At 72.6% G+C, this 22,958-nt stretch carries 21 protein-coding genes; 13 read left to right on the top strand and 8 right to left on the bottom strand.

Features of this window, described 5'->3' with window-relative positions; all coding sequences use genetic code 11:
• Window positions 1–54: 54 nt before the first annotated feature.
• From ABD437_RS21820 to ABD437_RS21855, 8 genes are all read left to right on the top strand, one after another.
• A complete protein-coding gene (locus ABD437_RS21820; RefSeq protein WP_344650743.1) occupies window positions 55–1,305 on the top strand; it encodes a SpoIID/LytB domain-containing protein in 1,251 nt (416 codons plus the stop codon).
• Between the two features lie 616 nt (window positions 1,306–1,921).
• Window positions 1,922–2,812 (top strand): SDR family NAD(P)-dependent oxidoreductase, encoded by an 891-nt coding sequence (locus ABD437_RS21825; protein WP_344650744.1) that lies wholly within the window; start codon window positions 1,922–1,924, stop codon window positions 2,810–2,812.
• A complete protein-coding gene (locus ABD437_RS21830; RefSeq protein ID WP_344650745.1) occupies window positions 2,796–2,996 on the top strand; it encodes a hypothetical protein in 201 nt (66 codons plus the stop codon). The genes ABD437_RS21825 and ABD437_RS21830 overlap by 17 nt, the downstream gene beginning before the upstream one ends.
• Window positions 2,997–3,046: 50 nt before the next feature.
• Entirely contained in the window at window positions 3,047–3,616 is a 570-nt protein-coding gene (locus ABD437_RS21835; RefSeq protein WP_344650746.1) for a hemerythrin domain-containing protein, read from the top strand.
• 101 nt (window positions 3,617–3,717) lie between these two features.
• Window positions 3,718–4,932: a YibE/F family protein gene (locus tag ABD437_RS21840; RefSeq protein ID WP_344650747.1), complete on the top strand. Its 1,215-nt coding sequence runs from the start codon at window positions 3,718–3,720 to the stop codon at window positions 4,930–4,932.
• Window positions 4,933–4,999: 67 nt separating this feature from the next.
• Window positions 5,000–6,460 (top strand): diguanylate cyclase, encoded by a 1,461-nt coding sequence (locus ABD437_RS21845; RefSeq protein WP_344650748.1) that lies wholly within the window; start codon window positions 5,000–5,002, stop codon window positions 6,458–6,460.
• Between the two features lie 44 nt (window positions 6,461–6,504).
• Entirely contained in the window at window positions 6,505–7,059 is a 555-nt protein-coding gene (locus ABD437_RS21850; RefSeq protein WP_344650749.1) for an RNA polymerase sigma factor, read from the top strand.
• Window positions 7,056–8,087: a hypothetical protein gene (locus ABD437_RS21855; RefSeq protein WP_344650750.1), complete on the top strand. Its 1,032-nt coding sequence runs from the start codon at window positions 7,056–7,058 to the stop codon at window positions 8,085–8,087. The genes ABD437_RS21850 and ABD437_RS21855 overlap by 4 nt, the downstream gene beginning before the upstream one ends.
• Before the next feature lie 44 nt (window positions 8,088–8,131).
• On the opposite strand, the gene ABD437_RS21860 is transcribed toward ABD437_RS21855, so the two are convergent.
• From ABD437_RS21860 to ABD437_RS21895, 8 genes are all read right to left on the bottom strand, one after another.
• A complete protein-coding gene (locus ABD437_RS21860; protein ID WP_344650751.1) occupies window positions 8,132–8,878 on the bottom strand; it encodes an SRPBCC family protein in 747 nt (248 codons plus the stop codon).
• A 4-nt stretch (window positions 8,879–8,882) separates the two neighbouring features.
• Window positions 8,883–9,737 (bottom strand): FAD binding domain-containing protein, encoded by an 855-nt coding sequence (locus ABD437_RS21865; protein WP_344650752.1) that lies wholly within the window; start codon window positions 9,735–9,737, stop codon window positions 8,883–8,885.
• On the bottom strand, window positions 9,734–12,181 hold the full coding sequence (locus ABD437_RS21870; protein WP_344650753.1) for a xanthine dehydrogenase family protein molybdopterin-binding subunit: 2,448 nt from the start codon (window positions 12,179–12,181) through the stop codon (window positions 9,734–9,736). Before ABD437_RS21870 ends, ABD437_RS21865 begins: the two co-directional genes overlap by 4 nt.
• Window positions 12,178–12,651 carry a (2Fe-2S)-binding protein gene (locus tag ABD437_RS21875; RefSeq protein WP_344650754.1) on the bottom strand — a complete coding sequence of 158 codons (474 nt, stop codon included), beginning with the start codon at window positions 12,649–12,651 and terminating at the stop codon, window positions 12,178–12,180. Before ABD437_RS21875 ends, ABD437_RS21870 begins: the two co-directional genes overlap by 4 nt.
• A 75-nt stretch (window positions 12,652–12,726) precedes the next feature.
• Complete coding sequence (locus tag ABD437_RS21880; RefSeq protein WP_344650755.1) at window positions 12,727–13,956, bottom strand: transcriptional regulator; 1,230 nt, start codon at window positions 13,954–13,956, stop codon at window positions 12,727–12,729.
• Between the two features lie 37 nt (window positions 13,957–13,993).
• Entirely contained in the window at window positions 13,994–15,133 is a 1,140-nt protein-coding gene (locus ABD437_RS21885) for a vWA domain-containing protein (RefSeq protein WP_344650756.1), read from the bottom strand.
• On the bottom strand, window positions 15,130–15,999 hold the full coding sequence (locus ABD437_RS21890) for an AAA family ATPase (protein ID WP_344650757.1): 870 nt from the start codon (window positions 15,997–15,999) through the stop codon (window positions 15,130–15,132). The genes ABD437_RS21885 and ABD437_RS21890 overlap by 4 nt, the downstream gene beginning before the upstream one ends.
• Before the next feature lie 44 nt (window positions 16,000–16,043).
• Window positions 16,044–17,105 (bottom strand): CDP-glycerol glycerophosphotransferase family protein, encoded by a 1,062-nt coding sequence (locus ABD437_RS21895; protein WP_344650758.1) that lies wholly within the window; start codon window positions 17,103–17,105, stop codon window positions 16,044–16,046.
• A gap of 271 nt (window positions 17,106–17,376) precedes the next feature.
• Here ABD437_RS21895 and ABD437_RS21900 point away from each other — a divergent pair, with 271 nt between their 5' ends.
• From ABD437_RS21900 to nrfD, 5 genes are all read left to right on the top strand, one after another.
• Window positions 17,377–17,742, top strand: coding sequence for an STAS domain-containing protein (locus tag ABD437_RS21900; RefSeq protein WP_344650759.1), 366 nt, complete (start codon window positions 17,377–17,379; stop codon window positions 17,740–17,742).
• The gene (locus ABD437_RS21905; protein ID WP_344650760.1) at window positions 17,714–18,427 is read left to right on the top strand and encodes an ANTAR domain-containing protein; all 714 of its coding nucleotides are present in this window, start codon (window positions 17,714–17,716) and stop codon (window positions 18,425–18,427) included. Before ABD437_RS21900 ends, ABD437_RS21905 begins: the two co-directional genes overlap by 29 nt.
• A gap of 28 nt (window positions 18,428–18,455) precedes the next feature.
• Window positions 18,456–21,719: a formate dehydrogenase gene (gene fdh, locus ABD437_RS21910; protein WP_344650761.1), complete on the top strand. Its 3,264-nt coding sequence runs from the start codon at window positions 18,456–18,458 to the stop codon at window positions 21,717–21,719.
• Window positions 21,716–22,624, top strand: coding sequence for a 4Fe-4S dicluster domain-containing protein (locus ABD437_RS21915; RefSeq protein ID WP_344650762.1), 909 nt, complete (start codon window positions 21,716–21,718; stop codon window positions 22,622–22,624). Before fdh ends, ABD437_RS21915 begins: the two co-directional genes overlap by 4 nt.
• On the top strand, window positions 22,621–22,958 hold a 338-nt coding region (gene nrfD / locus ABD437_RS21920), incomplete at its 3' end, for an NrfD/PsrC family molybdoenzyme membrane anchor subunit (RefSeq protein ID WP_344650763.1). The genes ABD437_RS21915 and nrfD, both read left to right, overlap by 4 nt.

Below are 22,958 nucleotides of genomic sequence, written 5' to 3' on the forward strand. Positions count from 1 at the left end.
ACCGAACGCGCCGACATGACCGGTGAAGCCCACGAGACGAAGGGGGGCGCTTCAATGTCCCGTTCCACCGGCCTGCTCCGTCGAGGCGTTCTGCTGCCCACCGTCGCGCTCGTCGCGGCGATGATCGGCGGAGGGCTCGCCTCGCCGGCCGAGGCGGCCGCACCCACGGCCAACGCCACCGCGGTGCCGACGAGCGGGATCAGCGTCTACGGGGCGGGCTTCGGGCACGGCCGGGGGCTGAGCCAGTACGGCGCCAAGGCCGCGGCCAAGCAGGGCCTCTCGGCGGCGAAGATCGCCGCCTTCTACTACCCGGGCGCGGCGCTGACCGCGAAGGGCAACCCGTCGTTGCGCGTGCGGCTCTCCGCGATCGACGGCGGGCACTTCACGTTCTCGCCGGTCAGCGGCGTGAGCGTCAGCGGCATCGTGGCCACCGCCGGGAACGGCACGAAGGTCGCGCTCCCGGCGCAGCCCGGCTGGCACGTCGCCCGCAGCGGCGCGAACTACGTCGTGCAGAAGAAGGTCGGCACCGCCTGGAAGACCGCGTACACGCTCGCCGCCCCGGTGACGTTCACGGGGCCGAAGACGCTCCGGCTCACCTACAGCAAGGCCAAGTCCGACTGCCGCGGCGGCTCGACCGTGACGTTCGACGGCTCGCTCACCGCGTCGGTGGTCGAGGGCGCCCCGCGCTACGTGGCGAGGATGCCGATGGACACCTACCTCCGCGGTGTGGTGGCGTCCGAGATGCCGTCGAGCTGGCCGGCGGCCGCGCTCCAGGCCCAGACGCTGTCCGCGCGGACCTACGCCACCGCGAAGATCTCCGCGTCGCGCTACTACGACGTCATCGACACCCAGCAGAACCAGTGCTGGGACGGCGCGACCTCGGAGACCGCGGCCACCAACGCCGCGATCGCCGCCACCGCCGGCAAGGTGCTCACCGTCGGCGGCAAGGTCATCAGCGCCGAGTTCTCGTCCGACAGCGGCGGTTTCACCGCGACCGGTGGCGTCAGCTACCTGCCGACGAAGGCCGACCCGTACTCGCTGGCCGCCGGTTCGCCCGCGGTCAACTGGGTCAAGGTCGTCACGCCGGCGCAGCTGGCGGCGCTCGACGGCGCGGGCGGCCTGCTGAAGGTGACCGCGGTGACGGTGACGAAGCGTTCGAGCGCCGGGCGCTGGGGCGGCCGGGTCGACTCGCTCGCGCTGACCGGAACCGTGGCCGGCGGCAAGACGACCACGGTGGCGATCACCGGCACCACGTTCCGGGTGAAGCTCGGCCTGAAGAGCACCTACCTCGGCTTCACCAAGTAGCCCTCCACCGCGACCGGCCGACGTCCCCCACGACGTCGGCCGGCTCGCACGGCTGATTCACCCCGGGGTGGGGCGCCCGCTCCCGGGTGCCCCGCTCCGCTCGGCGCCGGGCTCGCTTCCGCTCGGCCGGTCGGCGCGGCGCGGATCTGGAACATCACGACGAGACCGAGGATCGTCGCGGCGATCGTGGCGTAGAACCCGCTCAGCGGTCACGTCGACGATCGCCGCGACGCTCTGCTCGTCGACGCCCGCGGGCCGCGGCGAGGTCGGGGTAGCCGCGCGCGCGGAACCCGCCGCCGGTGCGTGGTTCGAGCTGGTCGAGCACGGTGGCCACCGCCGCGTCGGGGCCGACCGTCGCGATCGGAACCGCGTGGGCGGCGGGGCGGGCGACGCGACCGGGTACGCGGTCACGAACGTCGCGCCCATCGCGAGCGCGACCAGGATGACGACACCGGCCGCGCGCAGCGGCGCCCAGCGGGAGCTCATCGTCGCGCCTACCCGGCCGGCCGCGGGGTATCCGCGCCCCGGAAGCGCACCGTCCGCGCCCCGCCGCCCGACCCGGGGTTTGGCCCCCCGGCCCCCGGGTACGCGGCCGTCGCCGCCGGAGGGAGTCCCTATGGGCACGCAGCGTCGTCGCCTCGGCGACCAGGTGATCGTGCTGGTCGGCGCGGCCAACGCCGTCGGGCTGACGGTGGCCGTGCGGGCCGCCGAACGAGGCGCCCGCCTGGTGCTGGCCGCCGACGACGACGTCGCCCTCGGCGGGGTCGTGCGTGCGGTGCGCGCGCACGGCGGTCGCGCGACCGGCGTCGTCGCGGACGGGTGCTGGGACGAGGACGTGGCCCGGATCACGGCCACCGCAGGCGAGTACTACGACCGGGTGGACACCTGGGTGAACACGACCCCGCCGCCCACGCTCGGCGCGGTCGGCGCGCGGACGACGACCGAGGAGCTGCACCGGGTGTTCGATCCGCTGTACTGGGGTTTCGTCGCCGCCTCCCGGGAGGCGGTCCGGCACTTCCGCCGCACCGGACGCGGCGGCACGCTGATCAACGTCGGTGACTTCTTCGCCGCCGGCCCGGCCCCCGGCTCCGCCACCCGGCGCAGCGCGGCCGCCGCGGTCGACCGGTACACCGCCGGTCTGCGCGCGGAGCTGAGCGCCGACCGGGTGCCGGTGTCGGTGACGCTGGTCCGGCCCCGGCGCCGCGCCCTCGGTGGCGGGCGGGTGTCGCGCGAGGGGTTGACGCACTCGCCGGACGCGGTGGCCGCCGCGGTGCTGACGGCCGCGGTCCGGCCCACCGCCCAGGTGCGGGTGGCCGCGGTGGGCAGCCCGTTACGCGTCTGGGACCGGGTCGTCCACGGTGCACCGCCGGTCACCCCGGAGACGTCGGACGCGACGCGACGCGCGTCGGGCCCGGAGCCGTTCGCCGGCGGTGAGCTGCTCCCGTTCGGACCACGCGCCGGGGCGCACCCGGGTGCGCCCCGATGGACCGGTGATCCCGGCTCCTGACCTCACGCCGGCCCGCGGCGACGCGCTCGACCCGGCGTCGCGGGTCACACCGCACTCCCCTCCGGACCGGCTGCCCGCCCGGTCTACGGCTCGCTCGACCACCGGCGCCGGCGCTCCGGTGGTTCGCCGCGCTCCGGGTCGTCGCGTCGGCGGCCGGGTCGACCCGTCGATCGTCGGCGCGTAACCGGCCGCATCCCGGGTAGCCGGTCCCGACACCGACCCAGGGAGACGGCGATGAGCACCGACACGGACGTGATCGACATCCTCACCAGCGACCACCGCGACGTCACGACGCTGATCCGGGAGATCCACACGGTGGACGACGCGGTGATGCGCCGCGACCTGGCCGACACCGCGATCAGCGAACTCGTCCGCCACGCGGTGACCGAGGAGATGTACGTGTACCCGGCGATGCGCCGCTACCTGGCCGGCGGGGACAAGGCCGTGGAGCACGACGTGGAGGAGCACAAGGAGCTCGAGCGGGCGATGAAGCAGCTGGAGGGCGCCGACGTCGACAGCCCCGAGTTCGCCCAGGCGCTGGCGCAGCTGGAGACCGTGCTCGCCGACCACATCCAGGACGAGGAGGGCGAGCAGTTCCCGCAGCTGCGGAGCGTCGTGCCGCCCGAGGAGCTGGTCGAGCTGGGCGCGAAGGTACAGGCCGCCAAGCGGCTGGCCCCGACCCGCCCGCACCCCGACGCCCCGAACAACGAGGTGTTCCACAAGCTGGTGGGCCCCGGCGTGGGCCTGGTGGACCGCCTGCGCGACAAGCTCACCCACCGCGCGACGGCTCCGACGCCCGAGTAGGAGGCTCCGCCCTGGTCGCGCCGCCCGCCCGGCGGCGCGACCAGGCCCGCCACCGCACATGACAACGATTGTCACCACACCGGCTTGTAGGGTGCGGAAACATGCGTGTTCGGTTGCGTGGGGTGTGGCGCCCCGTTCTGGTGGTCATCGTCCCGATCGCCCTGCTGACCATCGTCGGCATGGTGTGGCTGTGGCCGTCCGGAGCCGGAACCGCCCCCGACCGGACGCAGTACGTGAACGCCACCGTCCGCACCATCGTGCACGCCCCGTGCGCGTCCGACGACGAAGCCGCCCGCGCCGCCGGCCAGACCGACTGCGGTGCGGTCGTGGTCCGCGTCACCAGCGGCCCGGACACGAATCAGGACGTCACCACCGACGTTCCGAGCGGGCCCGGCGCCCCGGCCCTCCACGAGGGCGACGACGTCGTGCTGCTCTACCTGCCCGACACCCCGGTCGGCGAGACCTACCAGATCGCCGACCACCAGCGCGGCGGTCAGCTCTGGGTGCTCGGAGCCGCGTTCGTGCTCGCGGTGGTCGCGTTCGGCCGCTGGCGCGGGCTGAGCGCCCTCGCCGGCCTCGCGGTGACGTTCGCGGTGCTGCTGCTGTTCGTCGTGCCGGCGATCCTGGACGGCGAGCCGCCGCTGCTGGTGGCGATCGTCGGGTCGGCGGCGATCATGCTCACCGTGCTGTACCTGACGCACGGCGTCGGCACCTCGACGTCGGTGGCGGTGATCGGCACGCTGACCAGCCTCGCGCTCACCGGCGCGCTGTCCTGGCTCGCGGTGCGCGCCCTGCACCTGACCGGCGTCGCCGACGAGCAGGCCAGCTATCTCGGCGTCACCCACGACGTGAACCTGCAGGGACTGCTGCTGGCGGGCATCCTGATCGGCTCGCTCGGCGTGCTCGACGACGTCACCGTGACGCAGGCGGCGACCGTCGGGGAACTCGCGCGCGCCAACCCGGCGTACCGGTTCACCCCGCTCTACCGGGCCGCGAACCGGGTGGGCCGGGCGCACATCGCCTCGGTCGTGAACACGATCATCCTGGCCTACGCCGGCGCGTCGCTGCCGCTGCTGATCCTGATCACCGACAGCGGGCAGAGCCTGGGCCGGGTGCTGACCAACCAGCTCGTCGCCCAGGAGCTGGTCCGCAGCGTGGTCGGCACGCTCGGGCTGATCTCGGCGGTGCCGATCACGACCGCGCTCGCCGCGTTCACCGCGCGCCGCCGTCCCCGCGCGGAGACGGAGGCCGACGACGCGCCGCGCACCGACCACCTCTCCGCCCTCGCTCGCGAAGAGCACGACAGCGCGTGGTGACCCGCGTTAACCTGAGTCACAGTGGCGCCCCCCTTCCCCGATGTGGTCCGAAATCGATGATGTGAGCATGAGACGTGTCCCCGCGGTGCTCGTACCAGTCATCGCCGCTGCCTGCGGCGCACCGGCCGCGTTCCTGCCGGGGAGTTCGTTCGCCCACCTCACCTACCTGGCCGGGTTCAGCACGCTGGTGGCCCTCGGCTGGGTGCGGCTGCGCACGCTCCCGGGGCCGCAGCGGCGGGGCTACGGCTTCATCGTCGGGGCGCTGAGCGTCTGGCTCGTCGGTGACCTGCTGCAGGACCTGCTGCGGTGGATGTTCGAATCGGTCGGGGACGTCTCCCCGGCCGATCTGCTGTGGATCAGCGGGTATCCGCTGCTCGGGATCGGGCTGCTGCGCCTGGTGCGGTTGCGTGCCCCCACCCGGTTACGCGAGGCCGTGCTCGACGCGCTGGCGATGGCCACCGTGATGGCCTGGCTGTGCTGGCAGTTCGTCATCCTGCCCGCGGTCGAGCACGAACGGCTCTCGCCGGCCGTCGTGGTCGGCGCGATCTACCCGCTCGGCGACGTCCTGCTGTTCGCCGCCGGCGCGATCCTGGTGCTGGCGCCCGGCTCGAAGCGCGGCCCCACCCGCTACCTGATCGCCGCGCTCGCGATCTCCCTGATCGGCGACATCGCGATCTCGATGCTCCCGACGCTCATCGACGACCTGTCACGCATCATGCTGGCCGACCGCCTCGACGGCATCCTGCTGCTCTCCAACAGCCTCTACGTCGCCGCGGTGCTCCATCCCGACGCGGCGCGCATCGCCGAACCCGACAGCTCACGCGAGGAACGGCTGCACCCGGCCCGGGTGATCTTCCTCGGGGTCGCGCTGGCCGCGCTGCCGATGTTCGCCGGGCTGCAGGCGATCGACGGCGTGGCCGGGCGGGTGTCGCTGCTGGTCTCGATCGCGGTGCTGACCGCGTTGATCCTGGTCCGGTTCGTGCTGGTGGTGCGTGAACAGGAGTCGGTGCGGGCGATGCTGGCGCACCAGGCCCACCACGACCAGCTCACCGGGCTGGCCAACCGGCAGGCGCTGCACGCCGCGCTGGACCTCGCGCTCAACCGGGCCCGCGAGCTCGGCTCGCCGTACGCGCCGGTGCTGTTCTATCTCGACCTGGACGGCTTCAAGCAGGTCAACGACCGCTACGGTCACGCCGCGGGTGACGTCGTCCTGGCCGAGTTCGCCCGGCGGCTCACCGCCGAACTACGCACCGGCGACGTCGCGGCGCGGCTCGGCGGGGACGAGTTCGTCGTGCTCGCGGAGAACCTCACCACCGACGCCGAGGCGCACGCGCTCGCCGACCGGCTCCGGAGCCTCACCGACGAGCCGGTGACCCGGTCGGACGACGAGGCGTACTCGATCGGGGTCAGCGTCGGCGTCGCGGCCGCGGGCACGCTCGGTACGCCGGACTCCGACACGCTGCTCGCCGCGGCCGACGGGAACATGTACTCGCAGAAGAACCGTCCGCCCGACCTCGTCTCCGCCTGAGCGCGGGCGGTCACGATCCGCGCGGTACCGGACATGGACCAGTCGTGATCTCCGAGGACCGCTTCCGGCGGATCTACACCGCGAACTTCGACCCGCTGCTCGCGTACGCGATCCGGCGCGTCGAGCAGCCCGAGGACGCGGCCGACGTCGTCGCCGAGACGTTCCTGGTGGTGTGGCGGCGCCGCCGCGACGTGCCACCGGACGACGAGGTCCGGCTCTGGCTGTACGGGGTGGCCCGGCGGGTGCTGGCCAACCACCACCGCGGCGGAGCACGCCGGGAGCGGCTCGGCGACCGGCTGCGTCAGCGGCTGCGCGCGGTCGCACCGGCCGACCCCGGCACCGAGGTGCCCCGGCGACTGGTGCTGCGCAGCGCGCTGGCGCGCCTGGGTGAGCTCGACCGCGAGGTCCTGATGCTGACGTTCTGGGAAGGGCTCGAGCCCCGCGAGATCGCCGCCGTGCTGGGGCTGAGCGCGCCGACCGCGCGGGCGCGCCTGTCGCGGGCCCGACGCCGGCTCCGCGAGCTCGTCGGTCACGACCTCGGACCACCCGGACATGAACTCGACGTCATGACCGGACGGCCCACGAAGGAGGGCAGATGACCGACGACTCGCTCGACCGGCTGATCCGCGACGCCGACCCCTACCGGCCCGCCGTCGGGAACCGGCTCGACGGGGCCGCGGAGGAACTGCTGGAGGAAATCATGTCGGACCGGCCCGTCCGGACGATACCCACCCGGCGGCGGCTGCTCGTGCCGCTGCTCGGCGCCGCGGCGGCGGCGGCGCTCGTCGGCGTCGTCGCGCTCACCGGGACCGACCCCGCGCCGACCGGCGCCCAGCCCGGCGGCACCACGTCGGTGACGTACTCGGCGCTGGCGCTGCGCGCGGCCGAGGAGAACCCGCGGCTGCTGATCGACGAACCCGGGTGGACCGCGACCTACGTCTCCGGCTTCGCCGAGAAGGAAGGGTCGATCCGGTGGTCGAAGCAGGGCCGGGAGATCGAGTTCAACTGGCGCCCGGCGCAGTACTACGACTCGTACCACCAGGACCGGGCGTCGGTCAGCGCGGCGGAACCGGTCACGGTCGCGGGGCGGGGCGGGGAGCTGTACACGTACTCCGCGAACGACTTCGGGGTGATGCTCCCGCCCCGCGGGAAGTTCTTCGTCGAGCTCCGGGGCGGCGGGTCGTGGACCAGGGCCGCGTTCGGCGAGACGCTCACGCACGTCGTCCAGGTGGGGGTGGAGCAGTGGCTGGCGGCGCTCCCGCCGGAGGTCGTCACGCCGGACCGGATCGACGCGCGCGCGACCGAGGTGCTGGCCGGGGTGCCGCTGCCGCCGGGCTTCGACCGGGCGTCGCTCGCCGACCTCGGCACCAACGACACGTACCAGTTCGGGGCGCAGGTGGCGGCCCGGGTCGGCTGCGGCTGGATCGCGGAGTGGGAACGGGCCACGAAGGCCGGTGACGCGGCCGCGACGACACGCGCCGCCGACGCGCTGCGCGGCAGCCACGGGTGGAAGTTCCTGAACGACATGAACGCCGCGGGCGACTACCCGGAGGTGTTCTGGGAGATCGCCGACCAGGTCGTCGCCGGGTCCGTGCCGCCGCAATACCGCGACTCGCTGGGGTGCTGACCTGCGCGCGGCGCCCGGCCGGGTGGCCGAGCGCGACGCGCGGGTCAGCTCGACCGGCGGCGGAGCAGGCGGAACAGCACCGCGAGCACCACCACGACGGCCAGGGCCGGTTTCCAGTAGGAGCGGGCCAGCACCGGCAGCACGGTCGCCCCGAGATCCAGGGCCTCGGGCTGCGGCGGAGCGGGTCGCTGCGCCCGGGCCGACGACGGCGGCGCGGCCGCCACCACCGGCGGAGCCGCCTCGGCCACCGGGGCCGAATCGGCCACCGGCGCCGACTCGGCCACCGGGGTCGAATCGGCCACCGGCGCGGCGGCGGACGCCGGCTCGGGGTCCGTGGGCGGAGGGTCGGGGCTCAGCTGCTTGCCCAGGCACTCGACGAACTGGCCGAGCAGCTTGTCGGACACGTCCTGGATCAGCCCGCGCCCGAACTGCGCCGGTTTCCCGGTGATGGCCAGGTCGGTCACCACCTCGACGTCGGTGCCGCCGCCGTCCGCCTCGGCCATCCGGAGCGTCGCCGTGGCCGATGCCGTCCCGTTGCCGCGCTTGTCCCGCCCCTTGGCCTCCACGACCAGCGTGTGCTTGCTCTCGTCCCGTTCGGAGAACGAGCCGCTGCCGTTGTAGACCAACGCGATCGGCCCGAGCTTCACCTTGCACGAGCCGGTGAACTCGTCGCCGTCCACCGACGTCACCTGGGCGCCGGGGAAGCACGTGGCCACGTCGGACACGTTCTGGAAGTGGGCCCAGGCCTCGTCGATCCCCGCGGGGACGTGGAAGTGGTGGGTCAGGTCCATCCGATCACGCTCCCGCGGCGGCCAGCACGGCTCGCCGGGTGAGTACCCGCGCCAGGTGCTTGCGGTACTCGGCGTCGCCGTTGAGGTCCGACGGCGGGCTGGTGCCGTCGGCGGCGTGCTCGGCCGCCGCCCCCACCGCCTCGGCGGTGATCGCCGCTCCGGCCAGCGCGGACTCCACCGCGGACGCGCGCAGCGGCGTCGAGCCCATGTTCGCCAGCGCGATCTTGGCCTCCTCGATGACCCCGCCGGAGACCCGCACGGTCGCGGCCACCGCCACGATCGGCCACTGGTGCGCGATCCGCACGAACTTCGCGTGGTGGGCGCCCCAGCCGGTGTGTTTCGGGATGCGAACCTCGGTGAGGATCTCGTCGTCGCCGATCGCGGTCTCGAACAGGCCGGTGAAGAACTCCGACGCGGGCACCGTGCGGGTGCCGCCGGACCCGGTGACGACGAACTCTCCGCCCAGCGCGAGCACCGGTCCGCCCAGGTCACCGGCCGGGTCGGCGTGGGCCAGCGCCCCGCCGAACGTTCCCCGGTGCCGGATCTGGGCGTCGGCCAGGTGCTCCACCGCCTTGGCGACGAGGCCCGCGTGTTCGGCCACCAGCGGGTCGGACCCGACGACCGAGTGTTCGGTCATCGCCCCGATCACGATCGCGTCACCGTCGTCGCGGACCCCGCGCAGCGACGGGATCCGGCCGAGGTCGATCAGCACCTCGGGCGCGTTCAGCCGCATCCGCAGCACCGGCAGCAGGCTCTGCCCACCGGCCAGGATCTTCGCGTCGTCGCCGTGCTGGGAGAGGGCCGCGACCGCTTCCTCGAGCGTCGTCGGCGCCAGGTAGTCGAACTGAACCGGGATCACTGCTCGCCCCCTTCGAAGTGAGGCACCGCAGCCTCCACGGTCGGCGTGTGGGCCGACGCGCCGTTGATCGCCTTCCACACCCGCTCCGGGGTGCAGGGCATCTGGATGTCGTGCACCCCGAGGTGGCGCACCGCGTCGACCACCGCGTTGACCACCGCCGGCGTCGACGCGATCGTGCCGGCCTCCCCCACGCCCTTGGTGCCGAGCGTGTTGCTCGTCGCCGGCGTGATCGTGTGGTCGATGTCGAACGTGATCGTGTCCGCCGCGGTCGGCAGCAGGTAGTCGACGAACGAGCCGCTGACCAGCGTCCCGGCCTCGTCGTACACCGCCTCCTCCCAGAGCGCCTGGGCGATGCCCTGCACGAGGCCGCCGTGCACCTGCCCGGCGACGATCAGCGGGTTGATCACGGTGCCGATGTCGTCGCAGGCCACGTACTTACGCATGCTCAGCGCCCCGGTCTCGGTGTCGACCTCGATCGCGCACAGGTGGGTGCCGTGCGGGAAGCTGAAGTTGACCGGGTCGTAGGTCGCGTCGGAGTCCAGTGAGGGCTCGAGGCCGTCCGGCAGGTTGTGCGCGGCGAACGTCGCCAGCGCCACCTCGGCGATCGAGACGCCCTGGTCGGTGCCGCGCACCGAGAACCGGCCGCCGGAGAACTCCAGGTCGTCGGCGGACGCTTCGAGCAGGTGCGCCGCGACGACCTTCGCCTTCTCGATCACCTTGTCCGCCGCGCGGACCACGGCCTCGCCGCCCACCACCAGGGACCGGGAGCCGTAGGTGTCCAGGCCGCGGTGCGCGATCTGGGTGTCGCCGTGCAGCACCTCGACGTCCTCGAACGGCACCCCGAGACGGTCGGCGACGATCTGGCTGAACGCCGTCTCGTGGCCCTGCCCGTGCGGCGACGCTCCGGTGACCACCTCCACCTTGCCGGTCGCGAGCATCCGCACCGACGCGTGCTCCCAGCCGCCGGCGCCGTAGTCGAGCGAGCCCAGCACCCGGGAGGGCGCCAGCCCGCACATCTCGGTGAACGTCGAGATGCCGATGCCCAGCTGCACCGGGTCGTTCGACTCGCGCCGCTTGGCCTGCTCGGCACGCAGCTCGTCGTAGCCGAACATCTCCTTCGCGCGTGCCGTCGCGGCCTCGTAGTTGCCCGAGTCGTAGGTGAGTCCGGCGACGGTGGTGAACGGGAACTCCTCGTGGGTGATCCAGTTCTTCTCCCGGATCGCCAGCGGGTCGACGCCCACCTCGGCGGCGAGCTCGTCCATGATCCGCTCGATGCCGAACGTCGCTTCCGGGCGGCCGGCGCCGCGGTAGGCGTCGGTCCAGGTCTTGTTCGTGAGCACGGTCTGGCAGGCGAAGTGGTACGCGGGGATCTTGTAGATCGCGTTGAACATGAACGCGCCCAGCACCGGCACGCCGCCGCCCACCAGCGCCACATAGGAGCCGAGGTCGGCCAGCAGCTCGACCTTCAGCCCGGTCACGGTGCCGTCCGCGGTCGCGGCGAGCGTCAGCTTCTGCCACTGGTCGCGGCCGTGGTGCCCGGCGACCAGCGACTCGGAGCGGGTCTCGGTGTACTTGACCGGCTTGCCGAGGCGCCGGGCCAGCAGGAACGTGATGAACTCCTCCGGCGTGGACTGCAGCTTGCCGCCGAAGCCACCGCCGACGTCCGGCGCGATCACCCGGACCTTGGATTCGGCGACGCCGGTGACCGCGGCCAGCAGGAACCGCAGGATGTGCGGGATCTGGGTGGCCGACCACATCGTGATCTGCTCACCGGTGGGGTCGACGACCACCGAGCGGGGCTCCATGAACGCCGGGATCAGCCGCTGCTGGCGGTACTCGCGCTCGAGCACGATGCCGCCGTCCGCGCGGGCCTTGGTGATCGCCTCCTCGACGTCGCCGCCGGTGCCCGCGGTGCCCGAGTCGAACACCCAGAGCGCCGACTTGTTCGTTCCGAGGTCGGGGTGGGCGAGGACGGCGCCCTCCTCCACCGCGGCACGCAGGTCGAGCGCCGCCGGCAGCTCCTCGTACTCGACGTCGACGAGTTCGGCCGCGTCGCGCGCCTCCGCGGCGGTGCGGGCGGCCACGACCGCGACGACCTCGCCGGCGAACGTGGCCCGGTCGACCGCGATCGGCGGGTGCACCGGCGTGACCTGGTCGGGCGTGATCGGCCACGCGTTCGGCAGGCCGCCCTGCTCCTCGGCGACGTCCCGGCCGGTGATCACCGCGACCACGTTCGGGGCCTCGGCCGCGGCCGCCGTGTCGATGCTGACGATCTTCGCGTGCGCGAACGGGCTGCGCACCATGGCCAGGTGCAGCATGCCGGGCAGCACGATGTTGTCGGTCCAGCGGGTGCGGCCGGTGATCAGCCGCTGGTCTTCCTTCCGGCGCCGATCACGCCCGATCTCCGCGGCCGGTGTGGCCGGGTGCTCTTCCAGGGCGGTCACTTGTCACCCCCACCGTTGTCGGCCGCGTACTGCACGGCCTTGACGATGTTGTGGTAGCCGGTGCAGCGGCAGAGGTTGCCCTCCAGACCGAGGCGGATCTCCTCCTCGGTCGGGTGCGGGTTCTCCTGCAGCAGGTCGACCGACTGCATGATCATGCCCGGCGTGCAGTAGCCGCACTGCAGCCCGTGGCACTCGCGGAACGCTTCCTGGACGGGGTGCAGGCGACCGTTTGCCGACAGCCCCTCGATCGTGGTGACCTCGGACCCGTCGGCCTGCACCGCCAGCACGTTGCAGGACTTCACGCTGCGACCGTCGAGGTGGACCGTGCAGGCACCGCAGTTGCTCGTGTCGCAACCGATCACGGTGCCGGTCTTGCCCAGCTGTTCGCGAAGGTAGTGCACCAGCAGCGTGCGGGGTTCGACATCGTCCGACACGTTCTGGCCGTCGACTTTGAGGCTGATCCGAGTCATCTGGAGAGCTCCCTCGGGTGTGGTGCGCATCACCCTAGGCATCGCTCGGTTGGCGGAAGGTTGGTAACACTGTGACTACCGGCTCGCGACCGCCTGCCGAGCCTTGAGCAGCGGAATCGCCGGGTGCGGCGGCTGGAGCCGGTGCAGGCACGCGTCGACGACCTCGCGGTCGTAGGGTGCGAGCTCCTCGCTGTAGCGCAGCACGGCGTCCGGGCGCGGATCGGCGAGCAGGGCCTCCCGCAGCGCGACCGCGACGTAGTCGGCGAGCTCGGAGAGCGCCGGGGAGTTCGTCCCCGGCAGCAGGTCTCCCCCGTACGCGTCGACGGCGGCCGAGACGTGGCCGGCCCGGATCAGCGAGAGCACGTGCTGGACGTCGGTCGCGGCCGGCATGAGCAGCCGGTACGGCCGGGACGCCAGCTGGCCGCCGAGCGCCCGGCGCAGGTGGCTGACCTCGGCCTTGAGCGTGGAGAACGTGACGGCCTGGTCGCCGTAGACCATCGCGTGCAGCTGTTCGAGCGAGAGCCCCTCGGGGTGCAGGGCCAGCAGCGCGAGCACCTCGGTCTGGCGCCGGTTGAGCAGCAGCCGGTAACCGTCGAGCCGGGTCTCGGCGGTGCCGAGCAGCGTCATGACCAGGCCGGGGTCGGCCGTCTCCGGCTGTTCCGCGGTGGGGTGCGCGGTGGAGTACGGGATCGCGTTCTCGATCAGCCGGGCCATCACCCGGGCGGTGGCCAGCCCGATCGGGTGGGTGCGGTCCCAGGTGGTCGACAGGTCGAGCACGCCGAGCCGGCGCCCGGAGACCGGGTCGTGCACCGGCGCCGCCCAGCAGACCCAGTTGCCGACGATGCGTGCGTAGTGCTCGGCGCTGAACACCATCGACGGGGCGTCCAGCCGGTTGGCCAGATCGAGCGCGTTGGTGCCCATCGATTCGTCGTCCCAGCGGGCGCCGGGGACGAAGCGCACCTGCTCGGCCTTGTTGCGCATCACCCGGCCGCCGTAGGTCCAGAGGATGCGGGTGTCGGCGTCGGTCACCGCGATCACCAGGTCGCCGTCCTCGGCGGTGCGGCGCAGCTCCGACTCGACCGACTCGACCGCGGTCTGCAGCGGGGTGTCCCGCCAGACCGCGTCGGTCTCGGACTCGTCGGTCATGGGTGCGGCCTCGACCTCGGTGGAGACCCGTGCTTTCTGCGACCGGCCCCAGCTCAGCAGGATCTCCGGCCGCACCTCGGCCGCCACGTCACCGTGCTCGGTGAACATCGTCCACGCGCAGACGGCGTCCATCCGGCGGGTGTGCAGATCATCAGCCATCCGGAACTCCGTTGTCGCCGGGGAGCCCTCACGGTAACTACGCCCGCGCGACGACGTCCAGCAACTCGGCGAACGCCGCCAGTGAGTGGCCGGCGACGAAGTCGTCCACGTGGGGCAGGGCCGCTCGGATACCGCCCTGAACCGGGGCGTAACGGGGCTTGCCCCGGTGCGGGTTGACCCAGACGACGCGGTGCGCGACCCGGCGCAGGCGCGCCATCTGTTCGCCGAGCAGGCCCGCGTCGCCCCGTTCCCAGCCGTCGGAGAACACGACGACGACCGCGCCCCGGGCCACCCCGCGGCGCCCCCACCGGTCGAGGAACACCTTCAGCGTCTCGCCCAGCCGGGTGCCGCCGGACCAGTCCGGCACGGCCTCCCCGGCGGCGATCAGCGCCCGCTCGGCGTCGCGTGCGCCCATCGCCCTGGTGAGGCGGGTCAGCCGGGTGCCCAGCGCGAACGTCTCGACGCTCGGGTTCCCCGCACCGACCCGGTGGGCCAGCCGCAGCAGGGCGTCGGCGTAGGCACTCATCGAGCCGGAGACGTCGACGAGCAGCACCACCGGGCGCGCACGCAGCGTGCGGCGACGCCACGCCAGCTCGGCCGGCTCGCCCAGCCGGCGCAGGCTCGCGCGCAGGGTGCGGGACGCGTCCAGGTGGCCGCGGCGCCAGGGCCGCAGACGTCCGGAGCGGCGCACCGGCAGCCGCACGTCGAGCGTGGCGAACATCGCGGCCAGCCGGGCCTTCTCGTTCGCGCTCAGCTGCGCGATGTCGCGGTTGCGCAGCACCTCGGTGGCGCTGGCCCGAGCCCGCACGACGTCCTCGTCGGCGGCGTCGCCGTCGCCGCCGGACTCGTTCTCCGGCAGCGGCGAGTACGACGTGGCGGCGGCGGGCGGCGCCGGGCGACGCCGCGGGAGGCCGGCCCCGGGGTCGAAGTAGGCCTCGTAGACCTGGTCGTAGCGTTCGAGGTCGGCCGGGGAACCGCAGAGCGTCGCCCGGCCGGCGTGGTAGGTCGCTCTCGCCCGGTCGAGGCCGGCCAGCGCGGCGGCCTCCAGGAACGCCGACGCGCGGTCGTGGGTGACCGGCACCCCGGCGGCGCGCAGCGCGACCGTGAAACCGAGCAGGATCTCGTCGGCCTGGCGCGGCCCGGCCGCCGCGTCGGCGATGCCGGCCAGCGCGGTCATGCCGCGAGCAGCCGGTCCAGCGCGTGGCGCACCTTCTCGGCGTCCTCCCGGTACTTCACCAGCGCACCGAGCGTGCTCGCCGCCGACTCCAGGTCGAGCGTGGCCACGCCGAGCAGGTGCAGCGCGCGGGCCCAGTCGAGCGTCTCGGCGACGCCGGGCGGCTTCTGCAGGTCGACCTCGCGCAGGGCCTGCACGACGGTGACCACCTGCCGGTTGAGTTCGGCCGAGACCTCCGGCGCGCGGGAGCGGACGATCTCGATCTCCCGGTCCAGCCCCGGGTGGTCGATCCAGTGGTAGAGGCAGCGCCGCTTGAGCGCGTCGTGCAGTTCCCGGGTGCGGTTGGACGTCAGCAGCACGATGGGCGGCACCTCGGCGGTGACCGTGCCGTACTCCGGGATGCTCACCTGGTAGGTGGAGAGCACCTCGAGCAGGAACGCCTCGAACTCGTCGTCGGCGCGGTCGATCTCGTCGACCAGCAGCACCGCCGGCGCGCCGCGCAGCGCGGCCAGCACCGGCCGGGCCAGCAGGAACCGTTCGTCGTAGAGCGACTTCTCGGCCTGCTCGGCGTCGACGCCGCCGGAGGCCTCGAGCGTGCGCAGGTGCAGGATCTGCCGGGGGAAGTCCCAGTCGTAAAGCGCCTGGGTGGCGTCGATGCCCTCGTAGCACTGCAGCCGGATCAGCGGCAGGGCGAGCGTCTGCGCGATCGCCTCGGCCAGCGCGGTCTTGCCGGTGCCGGGTTCGCCCTCCAGCAGCAGCGGCCGCCGCATGCCGAGCGCCAGGAACGTGACGGTGGCCAGCGCGTCGTCGCACAGGTAGCCGGTCTCGCCCAGACGGGCGGCGATGTCAGCGGCCGAACGGAGCTCCATGCTCCGAAGGCTACGGGTCGCGACGTTGGCGCGCGGTTGGCCGGTCATCCCAGCAGGTCGAGGACCCGGTCGGTGGCGTGGCCGTCCTCGGCGTGGCCGAACGTGGCCCGGAACCGCTCGTAGGCCGGCCGGTACCGGGCCACGACCGGGTCGAGGTCGGCCAGCGCGGCGAGCACCTGCTCCTCGGTGCGCAGCACCGGGCCGGGCGGGTCGGCGGTCAGGTCGAAGTAGAACCCGCGGAGCCGGTCGCGGTAGTCGTCGAGGTCGTAGGCGTAGAACAGGAGCGGCTTGCCGGTGACGGCGAAGTCGAACATCGTCGACGAGTAGTCGGTGACCATCACGTCGGCGGCCAGGTACAGCTCGGCGACGTCCGGGTGGTCGGAGACGTCGACGAGCGGTCCGCCGTCCGACCGGGCCAGGCGGTGCGTGACCAGGCTGTGGGTGCGGAGCAGGAGCACGTGGTCACCGCCGAGCGCGTCGGCGAAGCGGGCCGGGTCGATGGCCAGCGTGAAGTCCGGGCCGTCGGCGCCGAACACCCGGTCGTCGCGCCAGGTGGGGGTGTAGAGCACCGCGGTCGTGGAGTCGGCGATCCCCAGCGCGGCGCGCACCTCGGCCCGGACCTTGGCCGCCTCCGGTGAGTTGAGCACGTCGTTGCGCGGGTAGCCGGTCTCGTGGATCGGACCGGTGTACTCGAACGCGCGACGCAGCCGGGGCGTGCTCACCCGGTTGGGCGAGAGCAGGTGGTCCCAGCGGGCGACGTCCTCGCTCAGACGGTCGATCCGCCCCGGCGGCGCCCAGAGCACGTCGCGGTGGATGCGCTTGAGCGGCGTCCCGTGCCAGGTCTGCAGGTAGACGGTGCCGGGCCGCTTCTCCCAGTCCAGCGCGATGTGGTCGTCGGAGATCACCAGGTCGGCGCCTTCCAGCGCGGCCACGCACGCCTCGCCGCCGAACGGCACGGTCGACACTCCGGCGGGGAAGTCACCGAGGCGGGCCGGGTCGGCGAGCCACCGCGTCTCCCACTCCGGCCGGCGGCGCCGGACGCCCTCGAACAGCGCCCGCGGGTTGCTGCTGTACCGCCCGGAGAACGAGGTGAAGACGACGCGCACTGGAAGCTCCCGATCCGGACGATGAGGACATCCTGCTACCCCATCCGGGTCGTCGGTAACCCGGACCGCTCAGACTGGTACGTACCGCAGCGGCGATCGCGGTGAGCCGCTCGGCCGTGTCGCGCGCCGCACCGAATCCACCTCCGGCTCACGTTCTTCCGTCATCGGCGGTCAGGGGTGACGGATGAGACGAACGCGACCGGGCCTCGGGTAACCTGGAACCCGGGTTCGGACGTGAGCCGGCGACGTTTGATTTCGGAGAGCCACGTCCGTGCACGAACCCCTCTCGCTGGCGGTCGCGTCGTGCGACCCGCATCCCCTGGTCGTCCTCACCGGGGAACTCGAGGCCGGCGCCGTCCGGCCGCTGCCCGAGCTGGTCGGCCGCCTGCTCCGCGACGCGGTCCCCCGCCGCATCGAGCTCGACCTCGGCGGCGTCACGTTCCTCGACTCGGCCGGCCTGCGCGCGCTCGTCTCGGCGCACCTGGCGGCGGCCGCGGCGGCGGTCCCGGTCACCCTCACCAACCCGTCCCCGTTCGGCGCGCGGATGCTGGCCGCCACCGGTGACGGCCGGTGGTTCGACGATCAGCGCGTGGGGAAAGATGACACCCATGGACCTGACGTCGGACCAGATTCGTGAGATCACGGCGCTCGGCGGCCTCGTCCTCGGCCAGGACGACCTGGTCAGCACGCTGCAGGAGATCACCCGCGTCGCCGTGCGCGTGGTCCCGGGCGGCGAGGCCTGCTCGATCACCACGTTCCAGGACGGCCGGCCCTCGGCGCCCGCGTTCAGCGACGACTGGGCCAAGGAACTCGACGAACTGCAGTTCACCGAGCGGGAAGGGCCCTGCCTGGACGCCAGCCGCACCGGGAACGTGTTCCGCAGCCGGGACCTGTCGGCCGAGTCACGCTGGCCGGCCTACGCCGAGCGGGCCGCACGCAACGGCGCCCTCAGTTCGCTGTCGGTGCCGCTGCACAGCGACGGCGTGACGTTCGGCGCGCTGAACATCTACTCCCGCAAACCGGACGCGTTCACCAGCGAAGCGGTCGCGCTGGCGCAGGTGCTCGCCGGGCTGGCCGGGCAGGCCAGCCAGGTCGCGGCGTCGTTCTTCCACCACCGCGACTTGGCCGAGCAGCTGCGTGAGGCGATGCGGTCGCGGTCGGTCATCGACCAGGCGATCGGTGTGCTCATGGCCCAGCGCAAGATCACCCCGGACGCGGCGTTCGACGTCCTCCGGGAGACCTCCCAGCACTTGAACGTCAAGCTGCGCCTCGTCGCGCGGGACGTCGTGGAAACCGGCGAACTTCCCTCCCGGCGCGTTTAGGTCGCTTCCGCGGTGGCATGCTGGCGCCGTGGGAGTGCGCACCTGGATCGAGAGCTGGCCGGTCTACCGGCAGCTGACCGGTACCGACCCGTTGGGGCGCGGTGCCGCCACCCAGTCGGAACGCTCGGCGACGCTGACCCCGCGCACCACCGAGGCCGACCACGTCGCGCACTCGGTCTGTCCGTACTGCGCGGTCGGCTGCGCCCAGAACGTGTACGTCACCGACGACGAGGTCGTGCAGATCGAGGGCAACCCCGATTCGCCGCACAGCCGCGGCCGGCTCTGCCCGAAGGGTTCGGCCAGCAAACAACTGGTGACCGGTGCGCATCGTGAACAGAAGGTGCTCTACCGGGCGCCGTACGCCACCGAGTGGACCGAACTCGAGCTCGAGACGGCCATGGACATGGTCACCGACCGGTTCCTGGACGCCCGCGCACGCGGCTGGCAGGACACCGACGAGAACGGCAACGACGTCCGCCGCACGCTGGGTATCGCCAGCCTCGGCGGCGCCACCCTGGACAACGAAGAGAACTACCTGATCAAGAAGTTGTTCACGGCGGCCGGCGCGATCCAGATCGAGAACCAGGCCCGGATTTGACACTCCTCCACGGTTCCCGGTCTGGGGACCTCGTTCGGGCGCGGCGGCGCGACCAACACGCAGCAGGACCTGGCGAACGCTGACTGCATCGTCATCATGGGCTCGAACATGGCCGAGGCCCACCCGGTGGGTTTCCAGTGGGTGATCGAGGCCAAGAAGCGCGGCGCGCGGATCATCCACGTCGACCCGCGGTTCACCCGGACGAGCGCGCTGGCGCACCAGTACGTCTCGCTGCGCGCCGGGAGCGACGTCGTCTTCCTGGGCGGCGTCATCAACTACATCCTGAGCAACAACAAGGACTTCCGGGAGTACGTCGCGGCGTACACGAACGCGTCCTACCTGGTCAGTCCGGAGTTCCAGGACACCGACGACCTCGAGGGGCTGTTCAGCGGCTACGACCCGGACACCGCCAGCTACGACATGACGTCCTGGCAGTACCAGGGCGCCGAGGAGGCCACCGGGGAGCCGGGCCAGAGCAGCAGCGAGGCGAAGGAACAGGCCACCGGGCTGCAGCACGAGTCCGGCGGTCCCCCGCTGCACGGGCCCACCCACCCGCCGTCCGATCCGTCGTTGCAGGATCCGAACTGCGTCTTCCAACTGCTGAAACGGCACTTCGCGCGGTACACGCCGGAGCGGGTCGAGGAGATCTGCGGCGTGTCCCAGCGGGAGTTCCTCGAGGTGTGCGAGGCGTGGACGGCGAACTCGGGACGCGAACGCACCACGGCGGTCGTCTACGCGGTCGGCTGGACCCAGCACACGCTCGGGGTGCAGTTCATCCGGGCCTCGGCCATCATCCAGCTGCTGCTGGGCAACATGGGCCGCCCCGGCGGCGGCATCATGGCGATGCGCGGACACGCCAGCATCCAGGGCTCCACCGACATCCCGACGCTGTTCAACCTGCTGCCGGGGTACCTGCCGATGCCCAGCGCGTCCACGCACAAGGATCTGGAGACGTTCGTCGACGCGATCGTCGGCGACAAACAGAAGGGCTTCTGGGCCCACGCCGACGCGTACACCGTGTCGCTGCTCAAGGAGTACTGGGGCGCGGCCGCGACGGCGGAGAACGACTACTGCTACGACTACCTTCCCCGGCTCACCGGCGACCACGGCACCTACCGCACGGTGATGGACATGGTGGACGGGAAGGTCAGCGGCTACTTCCTGCTCGGCCAGAACCCGGCCGTCGGCTCCGCGCACGGCAAGCTCCAGCGCCTCGGGATGGCCAACCTCGACTGGCTGGTCGTACGTGACCTGGCGATGATCGAGAGCGCCACGTTCTGGAAGGACTCCCCCGAGGTGGAGACCGGCGAGATCGTGCCGGCGGAGTGCCGCACCGAGGTGTTCTTCTTCCCCGCCGCGGCGCACACCGAGAAAGAAGGAACGTTCACCCAGACGCAACGCCTGCTGCAGTGGCGCGAGAAGGCGACGTCACCGAAGGGCGACCAGCGCTCGGAGCTGTGGTTCTTCTACCACCTGGGCCGGCGGCTGAAGGAACGGCTGGCCGGTTCGGACGATCCGCGTGACCGGCCGATCCAGGATCTGAACTGGAACTACGAGGTGCACGGCGACGAGCCGGACGCCGAGTCGGTGCTCAAGGCGATCAGCGGCTACGACGTGCGGACCGGCGAGCAGCTGAGCGCCTACACCGAGCTCAAGGCCGACGGCTCGACCGCGTGCGGATGCTGGATCTACTCCGGGGTGCACGCCGACGGGGTGAACCAGGCCGCCCGCCGCGAGCCCAAGAGCGACCACGAGTGGGGCTGGGCGTGGCCGGCCGACCGGCGCATCCTGTACAACCGCGCGTCGGCCGACCCCGAGGGCCGCCCGTGGAGCGAGCGGAAGAAGTACGTCTGGTGGGACGAGGAGAAGGGCGAGTGGACCGGTAAGGACGTGCCGGACTTCGAGAAGACGAAGCCGCCGTCCTACCGGGCGCCGGAGGGCGCCGTCGGCGTCGACGCGCTGCAGGGTGACGACCCGTTCATCATGCAGGCCGACGGGAAGGGCTGGCTGTTCGCGCCGAGCGGGCTGCAGGACGGCCCGCTGCCGACGCACTACGAGCCGCACGAGTCGCCGTTCGGCAACGCGCTCTACCGCCAGGCCGCCAACCCGACCCGGAAGGTGTACGGCCGGACCGACAACCCGTCCGACCCGTCGCCGCCGGAGCCGGGCTCGGAGGTGTTCCCGTTCGTGCTCACGACGTCGCGGCTGACCGAACACCACACCGCCGGTGGGATGAGCCGCACGCTGCCGTACCTGGCGGAGCTGCAGCCGGCGCTGACCGTCGAGGTGTCCCCGGCGCTCGCCGCCGAGCGCGGGCTGGAGCACCTGGGCTGGGCGACGGTCGTCACGTCGCGGGCCGCGATCGAGGCCCGGGTGCTGGTCACCGAGCGGATGCGGCCGCTGCGCGTGCTCGACCGCGTCGTCCACCAGGTCTGGCTGCCCTACCACTGGGGTTCGGCCGGGCTGGTGACCGGGGACTCCACCAACGACCTGTTCGGGGTGGCGCTGGACCCCAACGTCCTGATCCAGGAGACGAAGGTCGCCACCTGCGACGTGCGGCCGGGCCGGCGTCCCCGGGGTCCGGAACTGCTGGAGTTCGTGCGTGAGTACCGGACCAGGGCGGGCATCACGGTCGAGACCGGGACGCACGTGCAGACCGGTGGTCCGGCCCATGTGGAGGAAGGCGAGCGGTGAACAGCTTCTACGGTCCGCTGGAGAACCCCGCCGCCGACGCGGGGTACGTCCAGCCGCCGCCGCGGAAAGGGTTCTTCACCGACACGTCGGTGTGCATCGGGTGCAAGGCCTGCGAGGTGGCCTGCAAGGAGTGGAACGGTGTCCCCGACGACGGGTTCAACCTGCTCGGGATGTCGTTCGACAACACCGGTGAGCTCGGCGCGAACACGTGGCGGCACGTGGCCTTCATCGAGCAGGCTCCCCCGGCTGCACGCGAACCGGTGGAGCGCGGGCCGGTGGACATCGGCATGCCGGGCGCACGTCCGCCGGGTGCGGCGTCCGGTGCCGAGACCCGGCAGGATTTCCGCTGGCTGATGTCGTCGGACGTCTGCAAGCACTGCACCCACGCCGGGTGCCTCGACGTCTGCCCGACCGGCGCGCTGTTCCGCACCGAGTTCGGCACGGTCGTCGTCCAGCAGGACATCTGCAACGGCTGCGGGTACTGCGTCTCCGGCTGCCCGTACGGGGTCATCGACCGCCGCGAGGACGACGGGCGCGCCTGGAAGTGCACGCTCTGCTACGACCGGCTGCGTGACGGGCAGGAGCCCGCCTGCGCGAAGGCCTGCCCCACCGACTCGATCCAGTTCGGCGACCTCGACGAACTGCGCGCCCGGGCCGCCGCCCGCCTCGACGATCTGCACGCGGACGGCGTCGGCGAAGCGCGGTTGTACGGTGAGAGCCCCGACGACGGGGTGGGCGGCGACGGCGCGTTCTTCCTGCTGCTGGACGAGCCGGAGGTGTACGGCCTGCCGCCGGACCCGCACGTGCCGACCCGGGACGCCGGCCGGATGTGGGCGGCCGCCGGGCTGGCCGGGCTGAGCCTGGTCGCCGGTGCGGTCGCCGCGTTCGTGGGAGGCCGCCGGTGAAGAGCCGGGAACCGGAGTTCTCGTCGTACTACGGCCGGCAGATCCTGAAGACGCCGGTGTGGAAGGACGACATCGCCTACTACTTCTTCCTCGGTGGGCTGTCGGCCGGGTCGGCGCTGCTCGCCGCCGGGGGCGACCTCACCGGACGCCCGGCGCTGCGGCGCGGCGGGCGGCTGGGTGGGCTTCTCGCGCTCAGCGCGGGAACGTACTACCTGATCGTCGACCTGGGCCGGCCGGAGCGATTCCACCACATGCTGCGGGTGGCCAAGCCGACGTCACCGATGAGCATGGGGACGTGGGCGCTGACGGTGTACGGCGGCGCGCTGGGGGCGGC

Source organism: Cryptosporangium japonicum, from assembly GCF_039524755.1.
GTDB lineage: Bacteria > Actinomycetota > Actinomycetes > Mycobacteriales > Cryptosporangiaceae > Cryptosporangium > Cryptosporangium japonicum.

Bases quoted from the DNA above. Each gene is read 5' to 3' on its own strand.
- ABD437_RS21835 (WP_344650746.1), top strand. From the start codon at position 3,047: ATGAGCACCGACACGGACGTGATCGACATCCTCACCAGCGACCACCGC.
- ABD437_RS21890 (WP_344650757.1), bottom strand. From the start codon at position 15,999: ATGGAGCTCCGTTCGGCCGCTGACATCGCCGCCCGTCTGGGCGAGACC.
- ABD437_RS21880 (WP_344650755.1), bottom strand. From the start codon at position 13,956: ATGGCTGATGATCTGCACACCCGCCGGATGGACGCCGTCTGCGCGTGG.
- ABD437_RS21820 (WP_344650743.1), top strand. From the start codon at position 55: ATGTCCCGTTCCACCGGCCTGCTCCGTCGAGGCGTTCTGCTGCCCACC.
- ABD437_RS21905 (WP_344650760.1), top strand. From the start codon at position 17,714: ATGGACCTGACGTCGGACCAGATTCGTGAGATCACGGCGCTCGGCGGC.
- ABD437_RS21855 (WP_344650750.1), top strand. From the start codon at position 7,056: ATGACCGACGACTCGCTCGACCGGCTGATCCGCGACGCCGACCCCTAC.
- ABD437_RS21860 (WP_344650751.1), bottom strand. From the start codon at position 8,878: ATGGACCTGACCCACCACTTCCACGTCCCCGCGGGGATCGACGAGGCC.
- ABD437_RS21840 (WP_344650747.1), top strand. From the start codon at position 3,718: ATGCGTGTTCGGTTGCGTGGGGTGTGGCGCCCCGTTCTGGTGGTCATC.
- ABD437_RS21885 (WP_344650756.1), bottom strand. From the start codon at position 15,133: ATGACCGCGCTGGCCGGCATCGCCGACGCGGCGGCCGGGCCGCGCCAG.
- ABD437_RS21845 (WP_344650748.1), top strand. From the start codon at position 5,000: ATGAGACGTGTCCCCGCGGTGCTCGTACCAGTCATCGCCGCTGCCTGC.
- ABD437_RS21875 (WP_344650754.1), bottom strand. From the start codon at position 12,651: ATGACTCGGATCAGCCTCAAAGTCGACGGCCAGAACGTGTCGGACGAT.
- ABD437_RS21825 (WP_344650744.1), top strand. From the start codon at position 1,922: ATGGGCACGCAGCGTCGTCGCCTCGGCGACCAGGTGATCGTGCTGGTC.